The following is a 16,372-nucleotide window of genomic DNA, read 5'->3' as shown; positions in this document are numbered from 1 at the left end:
ATCATTTAAACCATTAGATAATCCATACTTAAAACGACCCTTACTTTTCAAAAAGAAGTGCAAAAATGTTAACTACCTTTTCCCGCTTATCATTTATTCATAACTGGCTTCCAAAGCGATAGGGCAAAAATCCAATTTGAGTCGCCATTTCCTTGATGATCTTGAACCGCTTCATATACTTTTCCCTCATATACTACTCTATCACCTTTAGTATATGCTTTTCTTGCATCCCATTTTTCATATGTGGAATCCTCTGACTTTGTAGTTACATTCAAAACATCACTTCTACTAGATTCATTTCCAGCTAAATCAACCGCCGTCACTACATATTTGTACGATGTATTAGCCTTCAAATTTTTATCCATAAAGGATGTATTATCCGCTGTCCCAATTTTATTCATAACCCCAGCGCTTTCTCTATATACAATATAATGGTCAACACCTACATTATCTTCAGATGGACTCCACATCAAATCAACAGTTGTCGCTGTTGTACCCATACTATGTAATCCTTTCGGTTGAGTCGGAGCCTCTATATCTGGAGTTTCATTTGTTGTCTTAACTTTTAGTTTTTCACTTTCTTTTGATATGTTTCCAGCAGTGTCTAATGCCTTTATTGTATAGGTATATTCCGTATCTGCTTTTAGTTTTTTATCAATAAAAGTTGTACCTGGTACCGTATCAATTACTTCTCCATTGCGTAACACTTGATATTCTTTTACACCTATATTATCAGTAGAGGCCTTCCATGTTATTTCAACACTATTGGCAGCAACTTTAGACGCATTTAATCCAGTTGGTTGACTTGGAGCTACTGTATCAGGAGTTTCATTATTTACTAAATTTACATCAATTACATTATAAAACGCATTTGACGTATCTGCTACATCCCATACAGCTAAAATAACATGATAACCATTACGATCAGTTGGTACATTAATTGTATGTGTTAAATTATTTGATGCGGCCGAGCCGTCATGTTTCACAGTTCCAATTGGTTCTAATTCAGCACGTGTTAATGGTTTATTAGGATCCCATCCCTTTTTTGTAATGTAATAATGCCATTTGCTTGTAGAATGTGCCGCTGTATATTTCCATGTAAATGTATTTGCTCCACCCTTAATTGTGTTTTTGAACCAGCGACTTGATGTTTGTTGGTCAAGAGTTCCTCCAAACAATCCTCCTGCCGAAGCAATTTTTCCATCAATCGGTCCACCATCTGGGAATCCTTTAGGTGCTTCTAGACTTTGAGGTTCGTACATTACATTTCCACAATTTAAGTTTAATGCCCCATAATTCTGACTACATAAAGCAGCACGACTACTTGGCTTTTCAACAAACCCATGTGCATACGCACTTTGAGGAACCATTGTAATTGCCGTCACCCCTGCAGCCAGAACAAAAGCACCAATTCCTTTTTTACTTTTTCTTAATCTTTCTAATTTAGATATTAATTTCAAATTCATTATTGTCCCCCCAATATATTGTTTACGCTAATATAATAGCAATATAGGGATAAACGAACAAATCGCTAATTAATATATTAATATCTCTCATAAATTGGTACATTTATTAATATTTTTAATCTCTTATAAAAATAAAGTAAATACAATAACTCTATTTTGTAACATTATGTATTAAAAGAAGAATAAAAACTTCGTTTAATTTCACAAAAAATTCAAATATTATTTTAGAGAATTATCTCATGTAGGAAAAATTTAACTTTTTATGTTACCAAAAAGTAAAAGAAGTCTGGAAGACACCGATTATATCAGTTTCTTCCAGACTTCACACTTCTGTTATACAACATACAAATACGACATTTCCAATGTTAAGTTGACACATAGTTTCTGAACCTTAAAAAACACCATAAATAATATGGTTTGATTTATATGGTTAATGCACATAGATCGTTTAATCTTAGACATATCCCCCTACTAATTCAAACTAAACCTTAACTATCCATAAAATAACTTAAAATATTCATCTTAACATAATTTCTTGTAATACATTTATAGACATTTCCTATCAAATACCACTAATTTATTATATTATTTTTATCTAATAAGGTACAGAAACAAAGGGTAAACTTCAGTGTGCTTGAAATATAAAAATAAACGTTTTTAGGGTGAAACGTTTAAAGGGTACTTTAGTACTGAGTTTTTATTAAATGTTCCTGTACCTAATATTTAAATTAACGTATGTCAAAATATTTTACAATACAAGTGTTAAACGTTACATCTTTCTATATAAAATGATACATTTCATCAACACGTCTCTCCTAATCCATATGCTAAATATAGAAAATTCAGCTCGTTAGGATTTAATTTTAGAATTCTCATAATAGCAAATAATAGATCAGGCACATAATTGTCACAAATTAATAGTTTATCTACTTATTGATTACCTTTGAAAAACTTTATTACCACTTCAATCTTTACTCCTAAACTAAAGTGCATCTATACCAACAATTACTTAAAACTCTTTTAAATAATCTTTCAAAAGAGTCGATAGTTTTATATTTTTTATTTTTTTATTGTACATTTGTACATTTGATGTTAGGATTATGCCTATTAAAATTGAATCCTAATGATTCTTCTTTATAATTTCCATATTTTAATTGTTAAATAAAATTATAGATTCTGAAATATATTCAAAATCAGAACGGAAATGTCATTATTTTATAATAATGTCGTGAAATACCTTTAGAATGGACAGATGTATGCAACAACGTGTTAAGGGGTTACAGGGGGAACAAAAATGAGAGACTTTTTTGATGATAAGTATAAGAATATTGAATTAAAAAGGAGGTTAATACATTTAATAAGTGAAATTAGCGAATTGAAAGGAAAATTAGCTGCTTATCAGGAACAAAACCCTGACATATTTAATAGTTTAGAAAAAACTATACCACTACATTACATAAAAAATTTCACTACTATTTATGAGGATATAAAAGTTCCTAATAAAAGATTAAAAGAACTTATTTTAGATGATATAGTACCTCAAAATATTTCGGAAGATGCTATTTTTTGTTATTATCAAACACTTTCTTTTGTACATAAAAATTCCTGTACTTTATTAATCAATCCAGCAACTATACAGGAATTGCATTTTCAACTTATACATTACATTACCTCGGACAGTGCCAAATGGCGTGAAAAACCTTTTATTATTCCAGGAATTCCAGAACATGGAATGCACTTGAATAGTTACCGCATTCTTCCGCATGAACTTATTCCACAGTTTATGGAGCAATTATGTGATCAATACAACTCATTAAATACTAGTAAGGGGCTCCATTCGCTTTTATTGATAGCTCGTTTTATATTAAATTTTTATTGCATAGTCCCTTTCAATCAAGGTAATGGTAGGCTGGCATTTATGTTAATGCAATTGCTGTTAATTAAGAGTGGACATACATTTGTAAAATATGTATGTTTGGATAAATATATTAAGAAAAACGAATCTGAATATTACAATTCGATTTATAAATCTTCTGTGAATTGGTATTGCGAGGAACATAATAGTAGCTTTTGGTTAAAAACGTTTTTAACTATTATTTTAGAGGCTTACAAAGATCTTCATAACACAGTTCTAGATTCTATATGTAAACACACTAAAGTTGAGAGAATTCAGGGTTATATACTTAAACAAAAACAACCCTTTACTAAGGAGAGTATTCGTAACACATATCCAGACATTGCAGAGAGTACAATCAGTAAAGCTTTAAATTCATTGCAATTATTTGGCCATATTAAGCTGGTTACAAAAGGAAGAAACGCAAAATGGATTAAAGTTTAAAACACTTGGGTTCCAAAAATAAAAATTATAACTTTATCACAGAATTTCATTTTAATTTTAGGCTATTATTACTACTTTAGTTATTTCTAATTCTAACAATACATTTTATAGGAAAAGGTACGTTTCCCTATGCCTTTTCCTATAAAAATATTATATAAGTAAAGAATAATTGTCGAAAAAAGTCGTATTTTACTATTTTTTCTTTATTTTCTGGTTGTAAACGTTTCAATTTCATGTTAACATCTTAATCAAACAATAGATGGTAATAAAAATGATAGTATTTCTTTCCCTTAGAAACATATAAACGTACGGTACTTTCAAGAAAATAAGGCCAAAGAAATATTTGATACTTACCAAAATAACCAATAAGAATTTTGTTGCGCTGATTTTTCTGATAATTAAGAAAACACATTTTGTCCCTAAACAAAATTTATTAGCACGCAAAATTCAAATACACTAGAACACCCAAATAAATGAAATGTCCTTTTTTATTGAGCATTGAGGTATGAAAAAAGAATTCTTCCTACAAAATTCAGCTGAGTAGCATAAAAACATCTAAATTACTTCCTTTAACGCCATCTATTGTTGACAATATATTTACCAACTATAAAAAAGAACCTATCGAAGGTTCTTTTTTATTATAATGATTCAAATTTCAATTCTATCTTGATACTTAGATTTCCACACAGATTACATCTACTTTTTGGCTCTCAATTATTGCATTTATAATATTGCACATCAAATTTAGTTATTCTTGTTCCCAATCAGTTTAAATTAGTGAATAAAATTCAATCATATAAAAATAATAAATACAACTAATCGTTATATATTAAAGAGGTGTCAATTTTGTCCTTAAATGAAGAGACCTTAGAAACGAAGACAGATAAAACCATTGAAAAGATCCAAACGAGTAACTTACAAAGACTTAAAGATACACTAAATAACATCTTTGATATTAGTGCAGATTTGATTGAACATCCTTTGCAATTAAAAACAAAAACGAATATTTTATTATATTATTTTGAAGGCCTTACAGATGGTGTCGCATTAAAAAGCAATGTTGTTACACCATTATTACAAGAAGTAAAGGAAGACAGTCAAATATTTAATTCTAATATTATTGCTACTCATACCAAAATAGTATATACATGGAATGAAATTAAAGAAGGATTACTTGAGGGTCAATGTGTACTGTTTATGGAGGGAGAAAAGCGGTCACTTCTAATAAATACAAAAGGCTGGGCAGAGAGATCCATTCAAGAACCGATTTCAGAAGTTACTATTAAAGGCTCACATGATGGTTTTATTGAGAATGCCACAAAAAATATAGGCCTAATTCGTCGATATATTCCTTCTACAGAGTTAAAAATCAAAAAGCTGACGATTGGAGAACGAGCCACTTCTTTAGTCTATTTAATTTACTTAGGTGATGTAGCAAGCGTAGACGTAGTCCAAGAAATAGAAACTAGAATCTGTAATATTAAAACGGATGCGGTATTGAGCATTGGAGAACTATCTAATTATACAAAAGATCAAAATTGGACTCCTTTTCCACAGGCCTATTTAAGCGAACGCCCAGACGCGATTTCAAATCATATCCTTGATGGAAAAGTAGCAGTCTTAATGGATAGATCCCCTGGTGCAATGATTGTTCCAATGAATTTAATTGCATTTTTTCAAACCCCCGATGATTATAATATTCATTGGCTCATTGCATCGTTTTTTCGTTTATTACGATTTGCTGGTTTTATTATAGCGATTTTTTTACCCGCAATTTATATTGCTATCGTCTCTTTTCACTTTGAAATCATTCCTTTAGATTTATACACTTCTATTGCAACGTCAAGAGTCAAAGTCCCTTTTTCTCCCCTGCTGGAAGCATTTATAATGGAAATTACACTTGAAATGCTACGTGAAGCTGGTATTCGCTTACCACAACCAATTGGACAAACTATTGGGATCGTTGGAGGAATTGTAATTGGGCAGGCGGCTGTTCAAGCTGGTCTTGTGAGTAACGTTATGGTTATTATCGTATCTATTACAGCCATTGCATCATTTATTGTTTCTAATTACGATTTATCAAGTTCTATACGCCTTATTCGTTTTCCAATGATGTTATTGGCATACTTTTATGGCATTGTAGGCATTGTTAGTGGATTAATGCTCTTATTTGCTCATTTTGTTTCACTAACTTCCTATGGTTCACCATACGGATTGCCAATAGCACCATTTCGTCTCCAAGAGTTAAAAGATTCATTTGTAAGATTTCCTATTTCTATGATCACCACCCGCTCGAGTACTGGACAGCCGAAACAAAAAAAGAAAAAAGAAGGTGGTTCGCATGGGGAATCTTAAATTCCAAAACATAACTTTATTTGAATTTATTGTTTTCATTCATTCACTGCAACTAGCCTCAGGTATGTTAATTATGCCGAGCCCACTTGCTACTACCGCTGGCACAGATGGCTGGATTTCTATCATTCTGGGTTGGATAACTACTTCTATAATTGGCGTATTTACTATATTAATGTTACAAAAAAATCCTAACAAAAATTTCTCACAGATTTTAAAAACATACTTTGGTAAATGGCTAGGGACAATTTTTTTTCTTTTATATGCTTTTTATCTATTTTTTGCTGGCTTTAATACTTTATTAAAGGCAACTGATATTGTAAAAGTGTGGATATTCCCTTCCACTCCTGCTTATCAAATCACCATATTATTACTATTGCCTTTTATTATTTTAGCCCTAAGTGGGTTAAGGGCCCTTACTAGTTATTCTATGCTTGTTTTCTTCTTCACTACTTGGATGCCACTATTTCTTCTTTTTTCATTAAAGAGTATGTATGCTCCTTTACATCTACTACCTATTTTTAAAGATGGCTTATACCCTATTGTAAAGGCAACAAAAGAAACCATTACCCCTTATGCCGGCTTAGAAATTGCATATTATATATATCCATTCTTACAAAAAAAACAACAAGCTATAAAGGGACTACTAATAGCGAATACTGGAAGCATGTTTTTCTATCTCTATGTGACTATTCTTTCTTATATATACTTTAGTCCTGAGGGGATAAAAGACGTAATTTGGCCAGTATTTCATCTGTTAAAAGGAGTTCGTTTTTCTTTCATAGAACGATTAGAAATTATATATATCGCTTACTATTTAATTGTATTTTCCACTACAATATATCCATATTTATTTTTCAGTTTTGAGTCTGTGACCATTTCACTTCAAAAAAACGCTCGCAATTGGGCGTTGGTTGGTTTTATGGTATTAATAGTCGGCTTATTTATTTTTCTAAATCCAAATGTGGATCAATATTTATTTATATATTCTCTTATGGATATCTTAAATATCATTTTCTTTATTCTATTACCAATCTTATTTTTCGCTTACAGCATTCTTTTTGCTTGGGTTACTAGGAGGAAACAACTTTGATTCGAAAATGGATATGGATTGTAATTTGTTGTGTATATTTGATTGGTTGTAGTCAGAGAATTCCTCTTGAGAAGGTTTCATTAATCCTATTAATTGGCTTAGATAGAACCCCTAATGGAGACATAAAAGTTGGCACAAGCATCCCACTCTTTCATCATAAACAGCAACAAAGTACTATAGAGCATTGGACACAGGCATCCACTGTATATAATGGATTCAGTAAGATAGATACGAAGTTAACGGGCTATATGACAGCCTCAAAAGCTGAAATTATTTTAATTGGGAAAAAATTAGCACAAGAATCAAATTGGTTACAGGAACTTGATTCTTCTTACCGTGATCCTTACGCTACCATTAATGCTAAAGTAGTACTTGTAGATGGACCTACAGAAGAAATTTTTAAAGTTCATAAGCCTAGTAAACCATCACTGCCATCTTATATAAATGGTGTAATTGAATCTTCAATTCAAAATAATCAATCCGTCTCTTCTACAATTCAACAATTAATGAGAGAACGAAATGAAGAAGGAATGACACAAACTGTTCCGATTATCAAGAAAACAAAGAATGAAATCGACACAGTAGGCATTGCATTTTTAAATCGACAAGGAAAATATTTAACTCATATCCCTAAAAAAGACGTTAAATTTTTCAATCTTATAAATAAGTCGAAAAATAGCGGCCGAATGATACTACACCTTGTGCTTCCTCCTAAAAAATCCAACAAAAAACCAAACACTTCTATCTTGGTACAAAATGCGACACGGAAGGTGGATGTTAATTTTCAAAACGGAAAGTTTGTATTTAATCTCCATATAAATGCTAATGTAGCTTTAATAGAAAAAACCAATGTGAATTTAATTAAGGAGCATTATGATAATAAAAAAAATATAAATAATTTAGAAAGTGCTATTCAAAAAGAAATTAATAAGAATTTACAAAATATGTTGAATGAAATACAGCAGAATAAAATTGATCCAATCGGATTATCCCTATATGCTAGAGCATTTCAATATAAAGAGTGGAAAAAACGAAAAGAAGATTGGTTGCAAGCGTTAGCAGAGGCTAAAATAAATGTAAAGACACACGTCAAAATAAAAGATACTGGGACCATTAGAAATTAGACTAGCCTATTCAAGTACAAGTTTCTAATTTAAGGAACTGAAGAACTTTTAACTCTAGTGCAGTATATATGCCAGATTCCATTCCAATTGTAACTCCATGACATAATAGCCGAAATTCCTAAATTAAGGAATTTCAGCTTTTCGAGTTCGTACGAATATCTTAGTTTTTGTTTTATGTACCTTGATATAATAGATACACATTAACATATTTGTGCATAATGTTTTCGTTTAATGTGACTTTAATAAATCATTGTTAGTTTAAATATCCTATCCTGTTATCAATTAAATTTTATTACTTTTCCCCTTAGATTATTTCAAATTTCTTGCTTTTCTATATCAATAACTAATTATTATCAGATATCATATCCATAAAAAGTTACAAAAAATAATAATCAATTATTAAAAAACAAAAAGTACTGCCCTTATGCCTTACTGTTGTCCCCCTTATTACGTATCAGATTTCTATCTAAATGTGGGTTTCATCTTTTTCAATAATCAACTATGTATAAAATATTTAACTTTGTTAATACCCTTAATGGATATCTTGCTTTTTAAAGTTTTCTCCTTTTACTTCCGCAACATCATATACAGTGACAAAGGCATTTTCATCAATTTCATGAATAAGTTCCTTCATTTACCTTATTATTCTGTTTCTTTTTTCTCAAATTTATAGCTCCTAGACATTGCTCTATTCTCCAACATAATTTTTAGCTATTTTTCCTCTTATAAATTCAGTTTACCCTATGTATCTATCCAAACTTAACTAGTTTTATATTTATTTAAACCAACTATCCGTTTAATTCCCTTTTCGTTTATAATAAACAGCTTCAAACTTTAGCGTTTTCTTTGTACTACTTCGTTTTTTTGGAAATAATCCTCCAATTAATAACAACATCATCCATGCCAGTATAAGCATTATATTTATTCTATTGCTTACACTTAAACTTAAAGTGCTCCAAAAGCCAAATAGCCGTTCATAATGAACGACTATTTGGCTTCTTACTAATAATTTAAATGTTCTTCATGTTAATCTATTTTGTTTAATCCCGTTGAAGTAACTTGATAGGTTCTTTTTTTGCCTATATATTCTTGTTTATTATTCTCAAGGTTAATAAGTGTAGCGCGTGTCTTTTCCTTTACTGCTTCCCCTTCTATATGGGTAAACTCAATGTAATCTCCCACTTTTACGGGCACGGTTTGGCTTTCGGCAGTTTGTTGTCTATTTCCCACTATTTCCTTATTGTACACAATACTACCGGATGAATTTTGTACTTTAATACTTGCATACGTATTATTAAAGTAAGAATGTGGTACGCCTGCTTCTAACTTCACCTGCATTTTCTCAGTTGCCCTATTATAATCTACTTTTGCGATTTCTCTATCACTATATCCTTTTAAAGACCAACCAAATTGATTTCCGTCTAAAACCGTTGTTTCTGGCATTTTTTCTACTTTCTTCATGCCTTCTTTTGTAACTTCGTACATAACTTTTTTTCCAAAGCTTTCTTGTTTACTGTTGTCTACATTTGTGAAAGTAGCTCTATGCACACCTTCTAAATGTGTTAACTCAATATAATCTCCTACTTTGACTGGAACTTTTTGCGATTCAGCATTTTGTTGTTTGTTTCCATAAATGTCTTTCTTGTATACTACTTTTCCTGTTGCATTTTGTACTTTAATACTCGCATATGTTTCATTAAAATAATGATGCGGTATGCCTGCTTTTAAGTCAACTTGCATTTCTTCTGTCGACTTATTAAAATTGATTTTAGCAAACTCGAAATCACTAATTCCTTTTAGTGACCATGCAAATTGATTTCCATCTAAAATTGTTACTTCTGGCATTTTTTTACTTTTTTCAAGCCCTCTTTTGTAACTTCATACATTGCTTTTTTTCCAAAGCTCTCTTGTTTACTATTATCTACATTTATGAGAGTAGCTCTATGCACACCTTCTAGATGTGTTAACTCAATATAATCTCCTATTTTGACTGGGACTTTTTGCGATTCAGCACTTTGTTGTTTGTTTCCATAAATGTCTTTCTTGTATATCACTTTCCCTGATGCATTTTGTACTTTAATACTCGCATATGTTTCATTAAAATAATAATGTGGTACGCCTGTTTTTAAGTCAACTTGCATTTCTTCTGTCGACTTATTGAAATTGATTTTAGCAAACTCGAAATCACTAATTCCTTTTAGTGACCATGCAAACTGTTTTCCTTCTAAAATATTAATTCCATTAGGCATATCTGGTTTAATTGGATTAGAATCCGTACCCTTCCAAATTTCTGCTGTTAAAACTGGATATCCTAATGCAGTCACTTTTTGAATGGTATCGTTATTTGGACGTAATCCCCACTTCTCAAAGAAAGGAATCAAATTTTGTTTAGCTACTTTTGATGCTGAAATCATAAATAATTGTTTTTTAGTTTCATCAGTTTGTGGAAGTTCATTTGAAGGCATGTCTCTATACAATTGATGCAATTTAGGATAGAAATCCTCTCCATATGCTAACTGTAGTTGCCAAAGCATAACAAGCTTAACAAAAGCATCACTAATTTCATCATAATTTTTATTAGATTGTTCTAAGTATTGAAATGCCTTAGTATAAGCACCCTCTTGTTGTAATCTAAAAGGTTGATTAGATGTAAATGCTTTTTCTACAGAAAGGCTGTAAATATTATTTTGTACTTCTGTCATATTATAAAACTTCCAAGGTGATTGCTGTCTCAAATGCCCTGCCTCATGCCATGGACCCCAACCATCTTTTATAAATTTATTAATATCTAACACGTATTGGATTGCGTCTCCTACATATGCGGTTCGATAAGAAGTTGCATACATATAATAATCAGGAGAATGATTTTCTTCTACGTAATGAATATAATGTTTATCTACTTGTTCTTCAGATAATCCAGCCACTTTGTCTTGAATTCGAGTAGCTTCATCCATCTTTTTTAAGAGTTGTACAGGATCTGTATTAGAACCTAACAAATATCTCTTAACACGTGCCGGGCTGGCCGTAATTAATACACGTTCTCCTTTTAACTCCACTGCATGTGCATTTGGATATTGGTCCAGCATGTTTATTAAATCTTGTTTCGTATGCTTGCCTAGTTCAAAGAAAGGAGTAGTCGTTCCACCTGTTGTGACTGTTGTTCGAATAGTGCCACCTTGTTGTTTATTATAAAAATAAATCATCCCCCCATTTGGAGATTGGATTGTGTTTGTACCAGGTTTTAATGTAAATGATTTTATTTTAGAATCTTCTCTCCAAGAAGCATCATACGAATACGTTCCAATGTATGCTTGAATATTTTGATTTCCTTCTACATTTATCGTTATTTGTTCATTTGGCTTTGCATATAAACCAGTTGGTTCATATGGGCTAAATGCCATACTTTTTCTTTCCTGTTGTTTTAGTGCCTCAACATCCCCTTTTCCTGGGACTGTATATGTTCTATTTTCTAATTTAACTGATTTTTCTTCTTGCAGTGATGTTGATATTTTTTTTTGCTGCTGCCTTTCCTCTGCAAAGACATCCGATGAAGAAATCATTCCAGTCGCAAGCATAGTTACTGTAGCAGTAGCTGCAAGTATTTTTCTAGTTTTATATTTTGAATTATTCCCCATATTATCTCCCTCATTTTTCCTTAGTGCATGTAAGGATTATTATTTTATTTATTATTTTTTTACACCAAAAATTATTTACGCTATTTATGTTGTATCTAATACTCTATTTTTTCTCATACTAATCTCCTTTTCTTTATTTCTAATTGTTTATAAATGTTATTTGATGACACATAAAATAACAACTTTGCGATAAACTCATCAATAACAACCTATTATGTTTTGATTCAGTATTGTTAACTTCCATCTAATTGTATAAAAGTATTCAATTAGTAAAATAAGAATATAAAGCTTACTAATCATAGATTATTATTTATGGAAAAATTCATAAAAATCATTTACCTTAAAAGTTTAAACTTGTATAACTACTTTTTACATATAGGATAGAGTTATACATATATTTATTTACTCTTAATGTAAGAGCCTTCACTACACTAAGAAATATTTCAATAAAAATAGAAGACAGAGGCCCAATTACACCTCTGTCTTTTCAATTTATAAAGAACAAAAAATCATTTTATGACTGTATAAATGCCATTGAAACAAAAACCGTATTCCCCTATTTTTTTGAAGAAACAGGATCCATTTTTAATGTTTTTATACCTTCTTTTAATGTAAACGCATCTGCTTTTAATGTTTTCCAACTGTCTTTCGCTGCATTCAGATTTGGTTTTAAGAATTTAAATTTATTTTGATCTGCTTTTTGGGACGCTTTGTCAATATGACTAAGCACTCCTGAATATTGAGAATCTAAATCATGCCATTGTGCAGACATATAGGTAAGAGCATTAATAGCGGATCCAATTGCATCGTGCATTTCATTAATATTATTATACGCAACACCAACTACGCGGTTTAACGTTACTTTATAGTCTATAGTCTGACGTAATTGTGCTAACAACGGCTCTAACGTACCTAAATTATCTCTTGCTACCCCTATCATAATACCGCCAGCAATCCATGTAGGGATTGAAGGAACTGATACAGTTATTATTCCATCTGATTCTACTTGTTTAAAATGTCTTACTTGCTCTAAAACATCATTTAGGCGTTTTTCATCTTCATCTATTCCAGATGCTTGGTTTTTTAAAATCGATTGCAAGATATATTTATGACCTCCAAATGCTCGAACATCTTCTCCAATACTATCTCTTAACTTAGCTAGTTCTTGTATTAAATTCTGTGTATATGCTTGATTTTGTTTAATCTCACCTTGTAAATCTGTAATGCCTTCTTTTAATGTATCTGCATCTCCTTCATTAATCGCTTCTACTAATGTATCGTAATAATTGTCGAATTTAGTATCATACTCTACAATCCCCGTCAGTGTATCTAAAAGTTGTTTTTTTATGTGTGAATCCCATTTTGAAGCATGCTCTCTAGCATTCTTTTGATCTTGTAGAATTTGTCTAGGTAGATTTGTATATCCTTTAATATCAATTCCTTCAAAGTTAACATCTGGATTATTAATTAACAAATAAGAGTAATCATTCATGGATTTTGCAAATATCCCAGCATCTTGCAAAGCCTTTTTCATCTTTTCGCTGTTTACAGAAAGAGATATATCTTCAGCACTCGTTTGTTCTATTTTACTTTCACTTGCAAAAGCTGCTACTGGAGAAACTACAGTAGTTGTTGTCAGAGTTAAAAACGTCGATACAGCAAGTAGTTTATATGGAAAATTATTATTCACTTTAATTCCTCCTATACATATATATTTTTAGTTTGTTTTTTCTTGTTTAAATGCAATGTCTTTTGAAATGAATTCTGCATCCTTATGAATATCATTCCAACTTTGTTTTGCAGCCTTTAAATCGTCAGGTATTAACGAAAGTTTATGTTCTTGCATTTGATCGATATTATCATATAAATCTTTATAATTTGCTCCCATTGTATTCCATTGTTGCTGAATACTTGTTAGAGACATAATTGCTTGATCAACTGTTTGATACAAATATGTTAAAGTGTCTTTTGTATTAGTAAGTGAAATAACTGCTTGGTTAGCTAGATCCGCTTTCATACTTAATTCTCCAATTTTATTCGAAATTTCATTATAGGAGTTCATATGATTCGATGCCTCAACACCAGCTGCTGTTCCTAAACCAATACCAGCTGCCCCTAGAGCTGCTAGACCACCAACAACAGCTGGTGTCGCTGTGCCACCAGTCACAACAATTACTACCGCTCCTGCAATCGTTCCAATAACTAAAATAGCTGCTCCTAATCCACCACCAATTGACCAGGCTAATACATTATCAAAATGTGCTTTCTGCGTAGAACGTAAATTCTCAATTTCGGCCTGAAGTTGTGGGACTAACGCTTGTTTTCCCGCTAATATAGCCGTTAATCCCCCCTGTCCATCTGGACCTCCAACATTATTTTTAAAATCTACAGTATTTGTATACAACTTTGTTTTAAAAGCTTCTAACATCTTAATAACTTCCGTAACTTCATTTGAATTTGTATGAATTGTACCGATTAAATCCCCTATTCCTTCTTTGAGGCCTGCCTTATCTTTCTTTTTTACAGTATCTACTAGTGTGTCGTAATAATTTTGAAATTGTTCATCATAATTTACAATATTACGTGCTGTCTTTTGAATGTTTGGCTTCGCTGTATCTAACCAGTAATTTGCATTGATTCGTGACAGTTCCTGATTCAGGTGAATGTTTTTGATTAATTCTCCCCCTCCTGAACCTAATTCAATGTTGGATAAATTTACATTCGGTTGCTTAATCATTGTTTTTGCGTACAAATCCATTACAAGAATATGAGAGCCTGTTTCAGCCAACACTTTCTTTAACCCTTCAGGTCCTAACGCATAATTTTCTATTTTCTGTTCTTGTGCTGTCTGTTCTTGTGCAAGTGCATGAATAGTACTACCATTCGTAGCAGTTATAACCGTTGCTAACGTGGCCAAAGTTATGACCTTAAATGGAAATTTCATTATTTGATTCTCCTCCTTATTTTCAGTTGCATTATAATTTTTTATTAAATTTAATTTCTTAATATTAAAATTTATAAACTTGTTCTTCGAGTTGATTTGTTACATTTTTTAGTCGTCTTAATGTATCTTTTTGAGACTGAGTGTTATTAGTATCAACTTCAGTCGATAATTTTGTAATACTATTACTTATTAAATTCAAATCCTCTTTATAACGTTTCATTAGCTCAATTTCCCCATCTACTTGATTAGCAAATGTATGCAAATCATTTTGCATGAAAAGAATCATTGATTTTTGTAAATCTGCTACTGTTAATTTAGTTGTTAATTCATATAATTTCTGATTTTGTTTCTCTAAATCATTTAAATATGCTCTTTGCTCTGCTGTTAGTTTATTAATTTCGGCAAAGGTACTATATGTTTTTTTAATTTTTTCGGGATCAATCACTTTCATAAGATCATACTCTTTCGTTTTTGTAACTGCAGCTGCAGCAATTTCACCTTTTTTACTTTTCTCTATCGCTTCACGTGCTTCTTTTTTTGCAGCTTCAATTTCTATAGCTGATTTTCCCTTTTCTGTTGCTTCCTGCTCTGCTTTCTTCTCTGCTTCTACAATAGCATTGTTTATTTCTTTTCCTTTGTTATACGCCACTACTGCGGTTTGAGCAGCCGGTTCAATGATATCTTTTGATAGACTATAAATTTCTTGGAATACCTTTAGCCCTTGTTCATTTAAAGCTCCTGGTAATAATGCTATTTGCTGTAAATCATTTTGAATTGATTTTTTGGTATTTAGCATTTCATTTTTTAATTTGTCTATTTTTCCTGTTCCCTCTGAACTAAGTACACTTTGTGCTTTTACCACATCTGTATCAAGATTTTTCAGTTTCTTATCTACCTGTAGTTTAAGATCTGTTAACTCATTAATCTGACGTTGCACGTTTTCTTGGTTTGTTATAGTCATATCTTGAAGAACTTCCAGTCTATCTAAAAACCCTTCTTTATCTTCCTTATTATCTACAAATCCTTTTAATGTTGGATAATAGCTATTAAATTTGGTTGCAAATCCTTTACTTTTTGAATTTAGTAGAATTAATTTTGGATATAGTTCTGATGACCACTCTTTCATATCTTGTTTAATTAGAAATTGAGTTGTATTTAAAGATGGAACTTCTTCAAGTTGCACATTCGGATTTGCTAAGGCTCCATCTATAACGGTTTGTGTTAATTTGGAGTGTGCACCTATTTTTCGTAATGCTGAGGAAATATCTATATTTTCTTGTTTCGTTTCTGCCTGAACGGTTGGCGTTGCGAGAGTATTGATAGGAATAGTCGCTCCAGTAACGATTGATGTTATTAAAAATCCTGTCATAATTTTATTCTTCATTCCGTACACCTCTTCACTATTGTTTTTTACAGTTTT

Annotated in this window: 8 protein-coding genes and 2 pseudogenes; 4 read left to right on the top strand and 6 right to left on the bottom strand. The window is 31.3% G+C overall.

Annotated elements, in window-relative coordinates; all coding sequences use genetic code 11:
* Positions 1-89 precede the first annotated feature (89 nt).
* Complete coding sequence (locus MHB70_RS11130) at positions 90-1,466, bottom strand: lytic polysaccharide monooxygenase (protein WP_001049730.1); 1,377 nt, start codon at positions 1,464-1,466, stop codon at positions 90-92.
* A 1,294-nt stretch (positions 1,467-2,760) separates the two neighbouring features.
* On the opposite strand from MHB70_RS11130, the gene MHB70_RS11125 reads away from it, so the two are divergent.
* The 4 genes from MHB70_RS11125 (at position 2,761) to MHB70_RS11110 (ending at position 8,373) form a co-directional block, all read left to right on the top strand.
* Complete coding sequence (locus MHB70_RS11125; protein WP_001204202.1) at positions 2,761-3,804, top strand: Fic family protein; 1,044 nt, start codon at positions 2,761-2,763, stop codon at positions 3,802-3,804.
* Positions 3,805-4,650: 846 nt separating this feature from the next.
* Complete coding sequence (locus MHB70_RS11120; RefSeq protein ID WP_000055710.1) at positions 4,651-6,159, top strand: spore germination protein; 1,509 nt, start codon at positions 4,651-4,653, stop codon at positions 6,157-6,159.
* Positions 6,146-7,249: a GerAB/ArcD/ProY family transporter gene (locus tag MHB70_RS11115; protein WP_341343686.1), complete on the top strand. Its 1,104-nt coding sequence runs from the start codon at positions 6,146-6,148 to the stop codon at positions 7,247-7,249. The genes MHB70_RS11120 and MHB70_RS11115 overlap by 14 nt, the downstream gene beginning before the upstream one ends.
* Positions 7,246-8,373 carry a Ger(x)C family spore germination protein gene (locus tag MHB70_RS11110; protein ID WP_061530677.1) on the top strand — a complete coding sequence of 376 codons (1,128 nt, stop codon included), beginning with the start codon at positions 7,246-7,248 and terminating at the stop codon, positions 8,371-8,373. Before MHB70_RS11115 ends, MHB70_RS11110 begins: the two co-directional genes overlap by 4 nt.
* Positions 8,374-8,905: 532 nt before the next feature.
* Here MHB70_RS11110 and MHB70_RS11105 read toward each other — a convergent pair.
* The 5 genes and pseudogenes from MHB70_RS11105 to hblC all read right to left on the bottom strand — a co-directional run.
* Positions 8,906-9,007 (bottom strand): annotated as a pseudogene (locus tag MHB70_RS11105) (DUF2179 domain-containing protein); the annotation flags it as partial.
* A 392-nt stretch (positions 9,008-9,399) separates the two neighbouring features.
* Positions 9,400-12,008, bottom strand: a pseudogene (locus tag MHB70_RS11100) (putative mucin/carbohydrate-binding domain-containing protein).
* A 556-nt stretch (positions 12,009-12,564) separates the two neighbouring features.
* Positions 12,565-13,698 (bottom strand): hemolysin BL binding component B, encoded by a 1,134-nt coding sequence (hblA, locus tag MHB70_RS11095; RefSeq protein WP_001063465.1) that lies wholly within the window; start codon positions 13,696-13,698, stop codon positions 12,565-12,567.
* A 27-nt stretch (positions 13,699-13,725) separates the two neighbouring features.
* A complete protein-coding gene (gene hblD / locus MHB70_RS11090; RefSeq protein WP_080119703.1) occupies positions 13,726-14,955 on the bottom strand; it encodes a hemolysin BL lytic component L1 in 1,230 nt (409 codons plus the stop codon).
* A 61-nt stretch (positions 14,956-15,016) separates the two neighbouring features.
* A complete protein-coding gene (hblC, locus tag MHB70_RS11085; RefSeq protein ID WP_000791006.1) occupies positions 15,017-16,336 on the bottom strand; it encodes a hemolysin BL lytic component L2 in 1,320 nt (439 codons plus the stop codon).
* Between the last annotated feature and the right edge of the window lie 36 nt (positions 16,337-16,372).

The sequence above is a fragment of the Bacillus sp. FSL M7-1020 genome, from assembly GCF_038050415.1.
In the GTDB taxonomy this organism is placed as follows: Bacteria; Bacillota; Bacilli; order Bacillales; family Bacillaceae_G; genus Bacillus_A; species Bacillus_A toyonensis.
Note: the sequence above shows the minus strand (reverse complement) of the source record. Positions and strands in the feature narration are given on the sequence as shown.

What these genes read in the sequence shown, in the direction of transcription:
- MHB70_RS11130 (WP_001049730.1), bottom strand. Translation starts at nt 1,466, where the DNA reads ATGAATTTGAAATTAATATCTAAATTAGAAAGATTAAGAAAAAGTAAA.
- MHB70_RS11125 (WP_001204202.1), top strand. Translation starts at nt 2,761, where the DNA reads ATGAGAGACTTTTTTGATGATAAGTATAAGAATATTGAATTAAAAAGG.
- MHB70_RS11115 (WP_341343686.1), top strand. Translation starts at nt 6,146, where the DNA reads ATGGGGAATCTTAAATTCCAAAACATAACTTTATTTGAATTTATTGTT.
- hblC (WP_000791006.1), bottom strand. Translation starts at nt 16,336, where the DNA reads ATGAAGAATAAAATTATGACAGGATTTTTAATAACATCAATCGTTACT.